Origin of the sequence: Flavobacterium sp. W20_MBD1_R3, from assembly GCF_052119725.1 — a bacterium.
In the GTDB taxonomy this organism is placed as follows: domain Bacteria; phylum Bacteroidota; class Bacteroidia; order Flavobacteriales; family Flavobacteriaceae; genus Flavobacterium.
The window spans coordinates 356142-370681 of record NZ_JBGQOR010000003.1 but is presented as its reverse complement, the minus strand read 5'-3'; the positions used below and the strand labels follow the sequence as shown (position 1 = coordinate 370681).

Annotated in this window: 7 protein-coding genes; 3 read left to right on the top strand and 4 right to left on the bottom strand. The window is 35.2% G+C overall.

The genetic code is table 11. The features are described 5' to 3' along the window. Nucleotides 1–389 precede the first annotated feature (389 nt). The gene (gene pafA, locus ACEN2F_RS07510; protein ID WP_441737540.1) at nt 390–2009 is read left to right on the top strand and encodes an alkaline phosphatase PafA; all 1620 of its coding nucleotides are present in this window, start codon (nt 390–392) and stop codon (nt 2007–2009) included. A gap of 81 nt (nt 2010–2090) precedes the next feature. Here the strand turns inward: pafA and ACEN2F_RS07505 are convergent, their stop codons facing one another. The 4 genes from ACEN2F_RS07505 to gltB all read right to left on the bottom strand — a co-directional run bounded on the left by ACEN2F_RS07505 (nt 2091) and on the right by gltB (nt 11028). Further along, nucleotides 2091–3506, bottom strand: coding sequence for an alkaline phosphatase (locus tag ACEN2F_RS07505; protein WP_441737538.1), 1416 nt, complete (start codon nt 3504–3506; stop codon nt 2091–2093). Between the two features lie 155 nt (nt 3507–3661). Continuing rightward, nucleotides 3662–4882 (bottom strand): diaminopimelate decarboxylase, encoded by a 1221-nt coding sequence (lysA, locus tag ACEN2F_RS07500; RefSeq protein ID WP_441737536.1) that lies wholly within the window; start codon nt 4880–4882, stop codon nt 3662–3664. Between the two features lie 171 nt (nt 4883–5053). Further along, nucleotides 5054–6508, bottom strand: a complete 1455-nt coding sequence (locus tag ACEN2F_RS07495; protein ID WP_441737534.1) for a glutamate synthase subunit beta — start codon at nt 6506–6508, stop codon at nt 5054–5056. A 2-nt stretch (nt 6509–6510) separates the two neighbouring features. After that, the gene (gene gltB, locus ACEN2F_RS07490) at nt 6511–11028 is read right to left on the bottom strand and encodes a glutamate synthase large subunit (RefSeq protein WP_441737532.1); all 4518 of its coding nucleotides are present in this window, start codon (nt 11026–11028) and stop codon (nt 6511–6513) included. Nucleotides 11029–11433: 405 nt separating this feature from the next. Here gltB and sucC point away from each other — a divergent pair, with 405 nt between their 5' ends. Continuing rightward, entirely contained in the window at nt 11434–12627 is a 1194-nt protein-coding gene (sucC, locus tag ACEN2F_RS07485) for an ADP-forming succinate--CoA ligase subunit beta (RefSeq protein ID WP_367751788.1), read from the top strand. Nucleotides 12628–12784: 157 nt separating this feature from the next. Further along, nucleotides 12785–14353, top strand: coding sequence for a protein adenylyltransferase SelO (locus ACEN2F_RS07480; RefSeq protein ID WP_441737554.1), 1569 nt, complete (start codon nt 12785–12787; stop codon nt 14351–14353). Nucleotides 14354–14540 lie beyond the last annotated feature (187 nt).

Sequence of the window (14540 nt, the reverse complement as noted above, 5' to 3'; positions counted from 1 at the left end):
ACTGCAGTTATGTGGGAGAGTATGTCGTCGCCTTTCTTTAAAAACCCTATTCCTATCGGAATGGGGTTTTTTGTTTTTTATCTCTTCGAAGGCTTCGCAAAATATAGCATCAATCGCTTCAATCCCAAAACCTATTTGCCACTCCCAAAACCTGTGGAGTAGTAAAAATAATTTAATAAGTTTGCTATAAGGAGAATCTTGCATTTGATTCTATTTTAAAATACAAATGTTGATATTTAAAATTTTTCACAACATTCAGACTTGAGTCTGTTTTTGTATGGATATTCTTTATTTAAGTTAAGAAATGATTAACTTTAGAACCTTACTTATTAGTCATGGGTTGGATCAAACTTTAAGTTGTATTTTTGTTCAAAATATAAAATAATAATATGAAAAGATTTTTTTTGTTTTTGGCTTTTATAATGACTTTATACTCTGAAGCTCAACAACGTCCCAAATTAGTAGTAGGTTTAGTCGTAGATCAAATGAAAATGGAATATTTGTATAGGTTTTCTGAGGATTTTTCTGAAAACGGCTTTAGAAGATTAATGAATAATGGATATACTTTTCACAATATGCATTATAATTATGTACCTACTTATACAGCACCTGGTCATGCTAGTATTTATACAGGAACCACTCCTTCTACTCATGGTATTGTTGGAAATAATTGGTTCAACAGGGCCACAGGAAAAGATGTATATTGCACTGATGATTCATCGGTGACAACATTAGGTGATGGTACTGATGAAGAGGGGGCCATGTCTCCCAAAAATCTACTTAGTACTACAATCACAGATGAACTGCGAATGGCTACTAATTTTAAAGGAAAAGTAATAGGTTTGAGTATCAAAGATCGCGGTGCTATACTTCCTGCAGGACATTTTGCGGATTGGGCTTTTTGGTATAGTAAAAGTGGCGCTTTTATTTCAAGTACTTTTTATGGTTCCGAATTGCCCGATTGGGTAACAAAGTTCAATAAGGAAAAACATTACATGAATTATATTAACAAGGGATGGGATTTATTGAAGCCATTAGCAACTTATAACGAAAGCCTTGCAGATAATAATCCGTATGAGGGCAAATTAGATAAAGATCGTGCACCAGTTTTTCCATACGACTTAAGTAAAATATATAAAGACAAAGGAGCAGATGTGATTAGATCGACCCCATTTGGCAATGATCTTTTAGCAGATTTAGCCATTAAAGCAATCGAAAAAGAAGAATTAGGAAAGGATGATGATACGGATTTCTTGACTGTTAGTTTTTCTTCCACGGATTATGTTGGTCACACATTTGGACCTCGTTCTATGGAGTTACAAGATACCTATTTACGTTTAGACGAAACCATCGCACAATTTTTATTGTACTTAGATAAAACCGTTGGAAAAGATAATTATTTGCTTTTTCTTACTGCTGATCATGCAGGTGCAGAAAATCCAAATTACTTAAAAGACAATAAATACAACGTTAAAAATATTCCTTCTAAAGATATTGTTTCAGCATTAAAAAACTTTTCCAATGAAACTTTTGGTATTAATTTAATTTTGGATTACTCTAATTTTAATCTCTATTTTGATACAAAAATTATTAAGGACAAAGGATTAGATTTGACTGCCGTAAAACAAAGTTTCAAAACTTTTTTAATGACACAAGAACAAGTCAAAAGAGTGTATACTGAAGAAGAGATATTAGCATCGTCTGGTGATGACTATTTTTTAAGTTTCATTGCCAATGGTTATGATCCAAAACAAAACGGTCAAATTGTAGTTTTAGATAAAGCAGGTTATATGCAATATCAAGCTACAGGAACTACCCATGGAACTCCTAATAGTTATGATACTCATGTACCTTTGCTTTTTTATGGATGGAAAATTCCTGTAGGAGAGTTGCATGCTAAAAAGTATATTACCCAAATTGCACCAACACTTTCGCAAATGCTAAAAATTCCTTTCCCAAATGGCACAGAATCTGAAGTATTAGAAACACTGTTGGATATTGACAAATAAGTTACGTTGGCTAAAAATAAAAAAATCCCGTCTTTTAATTGTAAAGACGGGATTTTTTTTGAAATATTATATGCTGTTAAATTAAAACTTATTTTCAATTTCAGCTGCTTCTAACATAAGATAGTGTAAATCTGTGTTTTTTATAAATGGTTTTAATAAGTGACTTCCTGGACCATACATTGCTAATTCAGTATAATCTGCAGAATGATTCATACTAATCCATCCCACGGAATTATATTTTTTTTGTATATCAGCTAAAACCTGAAACGGTAAATGTTTAGGATTATAAAGACCCTCTTCCAATTTAATATTCGAATAAAAACTCAAAATTTCTTTGGCCTCATGCTCTTGTAATATAGTTGTATTGGCATATTCAATTCTTTCTAGTACTTGCGACACGGTAGTTTCGCGACCAATTCCATTTAAAATCCAATCGTTTGTTTGTGTGTACCTTTGAATGCTATCAAAATTTGTATTAGCATCATTTCCATAAATAATTCCAGGATTTGCATTTCCGTGGTCCGTTGTAATAATCACTAAAGTATTTTTGTCTTTTTCGGCAAAATCAATTGCAACTTTTATTGCTTCGTCGTGAGCAACTTGATCATAAATTAAGCCGGTAATATCGTTACCATGTGCTGCCCAATCCACCTTTCCAGCTTCAACTTGAAGAACAAAACCATTTGGATGATCTTTCATTTTATCAATTGCACGCGAAGTCATTTCTGCTAAAGTAGGTATAGAGCTGGTCAATTCTTTACTGCTTTCTCTATCTCTAGAATAGGGAAGCCCATCGTTATGAAATAATCCAAGAATTGGTTTGCTGTTATCAATATCCATCATTTCACTTCTGTTTTTAACCACTGCAAATCCGTTATTGGAAAATTCTTGGTACAAATCGCGTTTATCTTTGCGACTTTCGGGAGAGAAATAATTATTTCCGCCACCCATCATTATGTCAAATTTCAAATCAAGATACATCTCAGCAATACTTTCCTGACTATTTCTGCTTTTTGAAGCAATACAAAATCCTGCTGGAGTGGCATGTGTTATTGGAACTGTAGTTACACAACCGGCCATTTTTCCTGCTTTTTTGAATTTTTGCCATATAGGAAGATGTTCTTCTCCGTTTGTTCCAATATTTAACGAACCATTTTTGACACGAAAGCCGCTTCCCCAAGATGAACTTGCAGCTGCAGAATCTGTTACAATTGATGATGCCGAGGCCATATCCATTAATGCGCGAGTTGCTTTATTCTCTTTATATAATTGAATCCAGTTGCTTCCCTTTCCTGTTTTTCTATTCAAGTATAGATCTGCCATATTTAGGGTGCCGATGCTCATTCCATCACTAACAATAACGATGATATTTTTTGCTTTTTTATTGTTTTTTAAAGTATCAAAATCTAGTTCTTGTGCATTTCCTTCAAAAGGATTTAGTACCGTAGCTCCAATTGCAAATAAAGAACTATTCTTGAAAAATTTCCGTCTGTTCATTTTTTTATGATTTTTGTAAGAATTCCAAATGTAACCAAACTACTTCGTGGAGTATGTTAAGGATTGATTATTTTATAGAAATGAAATCGTATTTGAATGGGTATCATTTTGTGAAATAAAAAATCCCTTTTGCCGATACAAAAGGGATTAGGAGTTTAGATAGCTGCTGTTGTTACAGGTAACGGAATTTGGTTTAGAAGTAGATCTTCAAAGCGTTCATGAGCACGAATTAAATGACCTTCACCATTTAACCATAAAACCTCAGCGGGTTTATATCTAGAATTGTAGTTTGATGCCATCGAGAAACAGTAGGCCCCTGCATTTCTAAAACATAAAATATCCCCTTCTTTAATTTCTGAAATCCTTCTGTTGTTAGCAAAAGTATCCGTTTCGCAGATATATCCTACTACAGAGTAAAAACGTTCTTTACCCTTAGGATGAGAAATGTTTTCAATATGGTGTTGCGATCCATACAGCATGGGTCTGATCAAATGATTAAAACCACTGTCTATTCCGGCAAAAACGGTCGAAGTTGTTTGTTTCACTACATTAACTTTTGCTAAAAAGAAGCCTGCTTCACTTACTAAAAACTTACCAGGTTCAAATATTAAGGTTAGTTCTTTGCCATATTCTAAGCAAAAAGCTTTAAATCTTTTGGATAATTTTTTTCCTAATTCTTCAATATCAGTTTCTATATCATCTTTTTTGTAAGGTACTTTAAAGCCACTTCCAAAGTCTAGGAATTCAAGATCCTTGAAGTTTTTAGCTGCATCAAAAAGTATTTCCGCCGCGTATAAAAACACTTCGATATCCAAAATATCAGAACCAGTGTGCATGTGAATACCCACAATGTTCATTTTTGTATTTTCAACAATACGAACAAGATGTGGCAACTGATGAATTGAAATTCCAAATTTGCTATCAATATGTCCTACTGAAATATTCGTGTTTCCACCAGCCATTACGTGTGGATTTATTCTTATGCAAACTGGTACATTAGGATGTTTGGTACCAAATTGTTCTAGTATCGATAAATTGTCAATATTTATTTGAACTCCCATTGCATTTACTTCTTCAATTTCTTCAAGAGAAACACCATTTGGGGTATAAAATATTTTTTCAGGTGCATATCCGGCATGAAGACCTAGCAGTACTTCTTGAATAGAGACCGTATCAAGACCAGCTCCCATTTCTTTTAGTAATTCTAGTATTGCTACGTTTGATAATGCCTTCATGGCGTAATTGATGCGTAACTTATCTACTTTAGAAAAAGCTTTAGTTAATCTATTGTATTGAGATTGTATTTTTTCGGCATCATAAACGTAGATTGGACTGCCAAATTTTTCTGTTAATTGTAGTAAGTCTTTTGATTGCATGGCTATTAATTTTGAGCAAATTTATTATTCTTTATCAAATCTTACAAGTTCTTTTTTGCAATCTAACAAAATATAACAAAAAGTTATATTTTAAACATTTAATCTTAGTTCTTTAAAAAAAATAACCCCTGATATTATTCTATATCAAGGGTTACAAATATTTTTTATGAATTATAAACTGGGTAAGTCACCATTTCCTTTGGTAGGTAAATTGGTATAGCCCATCAAGTATTTATCTACTTCTCTCGCTGCCTCTCTGCCTTCCGAGATTGCCCATACAATTAAGGATTGTCCTCTTCGCATGTCTCCTGCTGTAAAGATGTGAGGAACATTCGTTTGATAATTTGTTGCTTTGTAATTGCTTCTCATATCCGTTTCTAATCCTAATTGATCACTTAGTGTTTTTTCAGGACCCGTAAATCCAAGTGCCATTAAAGCTAAATCACAAGGCCAGATTTTTTCAGAACCTTCTTTTTCGATTAATTCTGGTCTTTGTCCAGGGGTCATTTTCCAGGCTACTTCAACAGTTTTTAAACCAACAAGTTCTCCTTTTTCATTAGAAATGAATTCTTTGGTGTTGATTAACCAGTTTCTATCACAACCTTCTTCATGTGAAGAAGATGTTTTTAATTGCAATGGCCAAAATGGCCAAGGTGTGGTTTCACTGCGCCCAACAGGTGGTTTTGGTAAAATCTCAAAATTAGTAACTGATTTAGCTCCGTGTCTGTTTGAAGTTCCTACACAATCAGAACCAGTATCTCCACCACCAATAACAATTACATCTTTGCCAGTAGCCATTATTTGATCAGGAATTACTTCACCATATAGTGACTTTGTTTGTTGTGTTAAGAAAGTCATTGCTTGAACAACTCCTTTACTTTCTATTCCTTTGGTAGGTAAACTTCTTCTTTCGGTTGCACCTCCACATAACACGATAGAATCAAAAGTATTCAATTCTTCAACACTGTAGTTTACACCAACATTTACATTCGTTTTAAAAGTAATTCCTTCCGCTTCTAGAACAGTAACTCGTCTGTCAATAATTGCTTTTTCTAGTTTGAAATTTGGAATACCGTACCTTAATAAACCTCCAATAGCATTGTCTCTTTCGAAAACCGTGACAGTATGTCCTGCTCGATTTAATTGTTGTGCAGCCGCCAAACCAGCAGGACCAGAGCCTATTACAGCGACTGTTTTTCCTGTTCTGATTTCGGGTGGTTGTGGCTTTATCCAACCTTCAGCAAAACCTCTTTCAATAATGTTTTTTTCAATATTTTCAATGGCAACAGGCTCACTAATGATTCCTAAAACACATGATTTTTCGCAAGGTGCAGGGCATAATCTGCCTGTAAATTCAGGAAAGTTATTGGTTGATTGTAATATTTTCAAAGCACTTTCCCATTCTTCTTGATGCACCATGTCATTAAAATCAGGAATCAAATTCCCTAATGGACAGGCGCTATGGCAAAAAGGAATTCCACAATCCATGCATCTGGAGCCTTGTTCCTTGATTTTGTCTTTCTCTAATTGTATTGTAAACTCATTGTAGTTTGATACTCGTTCCTCGACAACGATATAACTTTCGTCCGTTCTATTGTATTCTTTAAATCCTCCTATCTTTCCCATAACTATAGTGCTAGTAGTTCTTCAATTTGTTTTTCTTCGGCTAATCGCAATAATGCTTTTTTATAATCTGTTGGCATTACTTTGATGAATAGGCCTTTTTGGTTTTCCCAATCTTCTAAAATTCTTTTTGCTAAAGGGCTATTGGTGTACATAGAATGATTTTTTAGCAAACGTCTTAGTTTAGAGAAGTCTTCTTGTTCCAATGTTTCAAAAGCGACCATCTCCATATTACACACTGTGGAGTCGAATTTTTTATTTGGATCAAAAATATAAGCGATACCTCCACTCATACCAGCTGCAAAATTCCTTCCTGTTTTTCCTAAAACGACTACAGTTCCTCCGGTCATATATTCGCATCCATGATCTCCAATTCCTTCTACAACTGCTGTTGCTCCAGAATTTCTAACACAAAAACGTTCTCCAGCCATACCATTTATATAAGCTTCACCAGTGATTGCTCCATAAAGCGCCACATTTCCAATGATAATATTTTCCTCTGGTTTGAAAGTAGCTGTTGGTGGTACTTTGATAATTAATTTTGCTCCTGAAAGTCCTTTGCCTAAATAATCATTACAATTTCCATGTATTTTAAAGGATAATCCATTGGTAGCAAAAGCACCAAAACTTTGTCCTGCCGATCCTGTGAAATCGACTAATATGGTATCCTCAGGCAATCCTTGGGCACCATATATTTTTGAAATTTCATTACTCAAAATAGCTCCAACGGAACGATCCGTATTTTTAATATCAAACGTGACTCTTGTTTTTTCCTTTCTATAAATAGATGGAATAGCTGCTTTTATGATATCAAAATCAAGTACGTGTTCCAGCGCATGATCTTGGGTAGTCGTATTGTGATTTGGAACTTCTTTAGCTTTTTCTGGCTTATATAAAATAGCCGATAAGTCTAATCCACTTGCTTTATAATGTTTGATAGCTTTATTTACATTCAATTTTTGAGATTGTCCCACCATGTCTTTCAGCGTTCTAAATCCAAGTTGCGCCATGATTTCTCTTAACTCCTCAGCAATAAAATACATGAAGTTGATAATGTGTTCCGGCGTTCCTTTGAAATTTTTTCTTAATTCGGGATCTTGTGTTGCAATACCAACCGGGCACGTATTTAAGTGACAGGCTCTCATCATAATACAGCCAGAGGCTACTAAAGGAGCAGTTGCAAAACCAAATTCTTCGGCTCCAAGTAATGCAGCAATAGCTACATCACGACCAGTTTTTAATTGTCCATCACATTCTAAAACTACGCGACTTCTTAAATCATTTAGAATCAATGTTTGCTGTGCTTCGGCTAAGCCAAGTTCCCACGGAATACCGGTGTGTTGCAGTGAAGTTAAAGGTGCAGCTCCAGTCCCTCCGTCGTATCCTGAAATCAAAATCACGTCGGCTTTGGCTTTAGCAACACCCGCAGCAATTGTTCCAACACCAACTTCAGAAACTAATTTTACGTTAATCCTTGCTTCACGATTGGCATTTTTCAAATCAAAAATTAACTGCGATAAATCTTCAATAGAATAAATATCGTGGTGTGGTGGCGGAGAAATTAATCCAACATAAGGCGTTGAATTTCTCACTTCAGCAATCCAAGGTACTACTTTTTCGCCTGGTAACTGTCCACCTTCGCCAGGTTTTGCACCTTGAGCCATTTTTATTTGAATCTCTTTCGCATTGGTCAGATAGTTAATAGAAACGCCAAATCTTCCTGAAGCTACTTGCTTGATGGCACTATTTCTAGAATCTCCATTTAAGTCTTTTTGGAAACGTTTTGGATCTTCTCCACCTTCTCCAGAATTACTTTTTCCACCAATTCTGTTCATGGCAATCGCTAGATTTTCATGCGCTTCTTGACTGATAGATCCATAAGACATGGCGCCAGTTTTGAATTTTTTTACAATTTCGGTCCAAGGTTCTACCTCGTCTATTGGAATTGGATCTAAATTATTAAATTCAAATAAACCTCTAATGGTCATTAAGTTTTCGCTTTGGTCGTTAACCATCGTAGCATATTCCTTATAACTTTCAGGACTGTTTAAACGAACTGCTTGTTGCAATTTAGAAATCGTTGTTGGATTAAACATGTGTTTTTCTCCTGATCTTCTCCATCTGTAAATTCCACCAATTTCTAAAGGCAATAAATTGCTGACTTTTGAATTTGGAAATGCTTTTTGGTATCTTTTCTTGATTTCTTTTTCGACTTCCATCAAACCAATTCCTTCAATTCTAGAAGGTGTGTAAGGGAAATATTTAGAAGTGAATGTTTTATTTAATCCTAAAATTTCAAAAATTTGTGCAGCTCGGTATGAATGTAATGTCGAGATACCAATTTTATTCATGATTTTTAGGATTCCTTTTGCAATCGCTTTATTGTAGTTTTTAATAGCGTAATCTGCTTTTATACCAGTGATAAAACCTTGGTTAACCTGATCATGAATAATTTCATTTACCATGTAAGGATTAATTGCGCTGGCTCCGTAACCAAATAATAATGCAAAATGATGTGGCTCGCGCGGTTCTGCAGATTCGATAATAATTCCGAACTTAGAACGAGACTTGAGGATGTTCATCGAATGATGGATGTAGGAACAAGCTAATAGCATTGGTATAGGAGCCATTTTTTCGCTTACGCCTCTATCCGAAATGATCACGATATTACATCCTTCGTTAACTGCTTTGAAGGTCGCTTGAACTGCTCTTTCTAAAGCACGTTCTAATCCGTTAGCACCTTTTTCGATATCATATAAAGTAGAAATTGTTACTGATTTGAAATCAGCATGATTAATATTTTTTACTTTATCTAAATCCTCATTTGAAATAACCGGGTTTTGGATTTTTAATTTCTTGCAATGTTTTGGAACAATATCAAAAATATTATAATCGCCACCAATAGCTAGGCTAATATCGGTAATGATTTCTTCGCGAATACCATCTAATGGCGGATTGGTAACTTGTGCAAACAACTGTTTGAAGTAGTTGTATAAAAGTTGTGGCTGATCTGATAAAACGGCCAATGGAGTGTCATTACCCATAGAACTTAAGACCTCAGCTCCCTTTGTTCCCATTGGGTTTATGATCGTTTTTAAGTCTTCAAGCGTATATCCAAAAAGCCTCTGTCTAGTTTCAAAATTTATGTTTTCTACAGGAATTGGATTATCAGTATAAGGTATTTGAGCTAGTTGTACTAGATTATCATCAAGCCACTTCTGATAAGGATGTTTTGTAGCAATAGCATTTTTGATCTCATCATCTTCTATAATTCGACCTTCATTCATGTCCACAAGGAACATTTTTCCGGGTTCTAAGCGACCGTGTTGTACTACATCTTCTGGTTTGATGTCGAGAACACCAATTTCTGAAGACATAATTACAAAACCACTTTTAGTCAATGTATAGCGTGAAGGACGTAATCCATTTCTATCCAATAAAGCACCAATGACGTTTCCGTCAGTAAAAGGAATAGAAGCCGGACCATCCCAAGGCTCCATGATGCAAGCATTATATTCATAAAACGCTTTTTTGTCGGCTGACATCGTTTGGTGTTTTTCCCAAGCTTCAGGAACAACCATCATCATGGCTTCCGGCAAAGAACGACCTGTCATCAATAGCAATTCAATTACCATATCCATTGAAGCGGAATCTGATTTTCCCTCTAAAATAATTGGGAATAATTTTTTGATATCATCACCAAATACATCACTTTGCATCAATTCCTCACGAGCCCTCATACGGCTGATGTTCCCACGAAGTGTATTGATTTCTCCATTGTGACACATGTAGCGGAAGGGTTGTGCTAGTTCCCAAGAAGGGAAGGTGTTGGTAGAAAAGCGTTGGTGGACTAAGGCTAAACGGGTTACTAAGTCATCATCTAACAAATCAGTATAATACCTGCTGATGTCTTCCGGCATCAACAAACCTTTATATATTATAGTCGTAGTTGAGAAACTGGAAAAATAAAACATGTGACTTTCTGAAATTCTTGAATTTCGGATTGCGTGCTCTGCTATTTTTCTGGCTGCAAACAATTTAGCATTAAATTGTTGTTCTGTAAGGTCTAAACCATTTTTACCTACAAATACTTGTTTAACTGTTGGTTCTTTCTCGCCGGCAATTCGTCCTAAATTTGTTGCATCAACTGGTACGTCTCTCCATCCGATTATTTCTAAATTCTGTTCGCGTATTGAGGTCTCAAAAGTAGTTTTGCAAAAAACAACTTGGTTTATACTTTTTGGCATAAAAACCATTCCTACTGCATATTGTTTTGTCTCGGGGATTTCAAATTCACACACTTTCTTAAAGAAATCATGAGGGATATCAAATAATATTCCAGCTCCATCGCCAGTTCTGCCATCCGAGCTCACAGCACCCCTGTGTTCTAGTTTGATTAGAATATCCAATGCTTTGTGTATTATGTCATTTGATTTGATTCCATTAAGGTTGCAAATGAAACCTGCTCCGCAATTGTCGTGTTCAAATTCGGGCAAATAAAGGCCTTGTTCTTTAACTTTCATGCTTAATATTTTTATACAAAATTAAAGATTTAGTAACAGATAATAGGGGTAAAAGTTAAAAATGGCTTTTTTTTACAGTAATAGTAGAAAAAGGTTAAATAAAACACAATAAAGGGATTTATAGGCATTCGAAATGGTTTATCTACAATGAGAAAACCCAATAAGAGTCTCCGTTTAGATAATTTTGAAAGAAATGTTGTACCGCTCATTTTACAGGGATATTTATAACAAATTCATAGCTAATTTTTATATTTTTTTATTTCGAAAAAAGTTACACTTTAGTTCGACAAATTCTAATTTTGACGCAACATTAAATCAAAAAAAAATAACAGTTACATTTAATTTTGCTATTTTTGTGGCACTTTTATTCTGAAATAGATTCAGAATCCAGACAAATTCTATATTATGAACATACACGAATATCAAGGAAAAGAGATTTTAGCTAGCTACGGAGTTCGCATTCAACGCGGAATCGTTGCTAACAGCCCTGTAGAGGCCGTTGCTGCTGCAAAACAATTAACTACCGAAACCGGTACAAGTTGGTATGTTGTAAAAGCCCAAGTTCATGCAGGTGGACGCGGTAAAGGTGGTGGAGTAAAGCTTGCCAAAAACTTACAACAAGTTGAAGAAATTGCAGAACAAATCATAGGAATGCAATTAGTAACACCACAAACTTCTGCCGAAGGTAAAAAAGTACATAAAGTTTTAATTGCGGAAGATGTTTATTATCCAGGTGAAAGTGAAACTTCTGAGTTTTATGTTTCTGTATTGTTGAATAGAGCTACAGGTCGTAACATGATTATGTATTCTACTGAAGGTGGAATGGATATTGAAGAAGTTGCGGAACACACTCCTCATTTAATTTTTACTGAGGAAGTTGATCCTTCTGTTGGATTACAAGGTTTTCAAGCAAGAAGAATTGCTTTTAACTTAGGTCTTTCTGGAAATGCTTTCAAAGAAATGGTAAAATTCATTGATTCTTTATACAATGCTTACATTGGATCTGATGCTTCGATGTTTGAAATCAACCCGGTTTTGAAAACATCTGACAATAAAATCATGGCTGTAGATGCTAAAGTAAATATTGATGATAATGCTTTATACAGACAAAAGAAATATGCTGATATGCGTGACATTCGTGAGGAAAACCCAATCGAAGTGGAAGCGAAAGAAGTAGGATTAAATTATGTAGATCTTGACGGTACAGTAGGATGTATGGTGAACGGAGCTGGTTTAGCTATGGCAACCATGGATTTAATCAAGTATGCTGGTTTTGAGCCTGCTAACTTCCTTGACGTAGGTGGAACTGCTGATGCAAAACGTGTTGAAACTGCTTTCCGTATTATCTTAAAAGATCCAAACGTAAAAGCAATTTTGATTAATATTTTTGGTGGAATCGTTCGTTGTGACCGTGTGGCACAAGGAGTTGTTGATGCATACAAAAATATGGGTGATGCTATTAAAGTGCCAATCATTGTTCGTTTACAAGGTACAAATGCAGCTATTGCAAAAGAATTAATTGATAATTCAGGAATGCCAATTTTATCTGCTGTTGAATTCCAAGAAGCTGCAGATCAAGTGAAAGCGGCACTTTCTTAATTAGAATATTGTTATATATTTAAAATCCTGTTTGCTGTGGCAAACGGGATTTTTTTTGTTAACAACATTTTTTTAGTTCGAACAAATCATAATAATAATCGAAAGGATACTGGTTTCTGGCTTACAACAATTATCTTTGTTTTTAATGTTTTTAGCTATTATGAAACTCTACATAAAAAATAATTTTACTACTGAATTACCGGCTGATCCCAATCAAGTTAATGTTCCAAGACAAGTGCATGAAGCTTGTTATTCATACGCATTTCCCAAAAAACCATCTAATCCCTCGCTGATTCATGCTTCCGAGGAAGTAGCTAATGTGATTGGTCTTTCTCCTGAAGATATACATTCTGCTGACTTTCTAAATACCTTTTCAGGAAGTACCATTTATCCAGGTACAAAACCGTATGCTTTGGCTTATGCGGGGCATCAGTTTGGGAATTGGGCTGGACAATTAGGAGATGGTCGCGCCATTAATCTCACTGAAGTAGTTCATGAAAATAAGACCTACACTTTACAACTAAAAGGAGCGGGGCCAACTCCATATTCCAGAACTGCAGATGGTTTTGCCGTATTGCGTTCTTCCATTCGAGAGCATTTGTGTGCTGAAGCGATGCATTATTTAGGTGTTCCAACCACACGTTCGCTTTCACTAATGCTTTCCGGCGATCAAGTATTGCGTGATGTTTTGTACAATGGAAATCCTGCCTATGAAAAAGGAGCAGTCGTTTGCAGAGTGGCTCCTTCATTTATTCGTTTTGGTAGTTTCGAGTTGTTTGCTTCACGAGAGGATCATGTTAATCTCAAATTATTAGCGGACTTCACCATCAAACATCATTTTTCCCATATTCAAAAAGAAGGGGTCGAAAAATATCTGGCCTTTTTTCAAGAAGTTACTCAAACAACGCTCAAGATGATCGTGGAATGGCAACGCGTTGGTTTTGTTCACGGCGTTATGAATACCGATAATATGTCCATTCACGGCATCACTATTGATTATGGTCCTTACGGCTGGTTGGAAGACTATAATCCCAGCTGGACGCCTAATACAACGGATAGCCAACATAAAAGATATCGTTTTGGCAATCAACCAGAAATTGCACTGTGGAATTTGTATCAATTGGCGAATGCTTTGTATCCATTAATTAAGGAAGCAAAACCGCTGGAAACTATATTAGATGCTTTTAGTTCGGAATATGAAAAGGAATACTTGGATATGATGCGAGATAAACTCGGTTTCCAAATCAAAAAAGAACAAGATATTGCTTTGATTCAGAGTTTAACTCAATTGCTTGAAAAGGTAGAAACAGATATGACAATTTTCTTCAGAAATTTAAGTTCTGTTACCAAATCTGATGCTGGAATAACCGCTTTCAATACAATAAAAGACGCTTTTTATACTGAAAAGGATTGGGATGAAACAATCTTGAAAGATTGGCAGGATTGGTTTGAGAAGTACAGCCTTCGAATCAATGAAGAAACACTTTCGGATCCTGAAAGAAAAGAGCAGATGAATAAAGTTAATCCAAAATATGTTTTGCGAAATTATATGGCACAATTGTGTATCGATGACGCGGACAAGGGAGATTATTCTTTGCTAAACGAGTTATTTGAAATGCTTAAAAATCCTTACGATGAACAACCAAATTTGCAAAAATGGTTTGCCAAAAGACCGGATTGGGCCAGAGATAAAGTGGGTTGTTCTATGTTAAGCTGTAGTTCTTAAAACTGGATTTGAAAAAGTATTAAAATAGGTCTGTCCGTTAGTTGTATCAAGTAAAATTTAGCTGTTTTGTCATTTCGACGAAGAAGAAATCCCATTAGCGGCTCTCGTTAGGTGATTTCTTCTTCGTTGAAATGACAAAATTAAATATACTGGTATTAGTAACGGACAGTTAAACAATAATTTATCT

Coding starts and splice junctions, on each gene's coding strand:
- sucC (WP_367751788.1), top strand. CDS start 11,434: ATGAACATACACGAATATCAAGGAAAAGAGATTTTAGCTAGCTACGGA.
- ACEN2F_RS07505 (WP_441737538.1), bottom strand. CDS start 3,506: ATGAACAGACGGAAATTTTTCAAGAATAGTTCTTTATTTGCAATTGGA.
- ACEN2F_RS07495 (WP_441737534.1), bottom strand. CDS start 6,508: ATGGGAAAGATAGGAGGATTTAAAGAATACAATAGAACGGACGAAAGT.
- lysA (WP_441737536.1), bottom strand. CDS start 4,882: ATGCAATCAAAAGACTTACTACAATTAACAGAAAAATTTGGCAGTCCA.
- gltB (WP_441737532.1), bottom strand. CDS start 11,028: ATGAAAGTTAAAGAACAAGGCCTTTATTTGCCCGAATTTGAACACGAC.
- pafA (WP_441737540.1), top strand. CDS start 390: ATGAAAAGATTTTTTTTGTTTTTGGCTTTTATAATGACTTTATACTCT.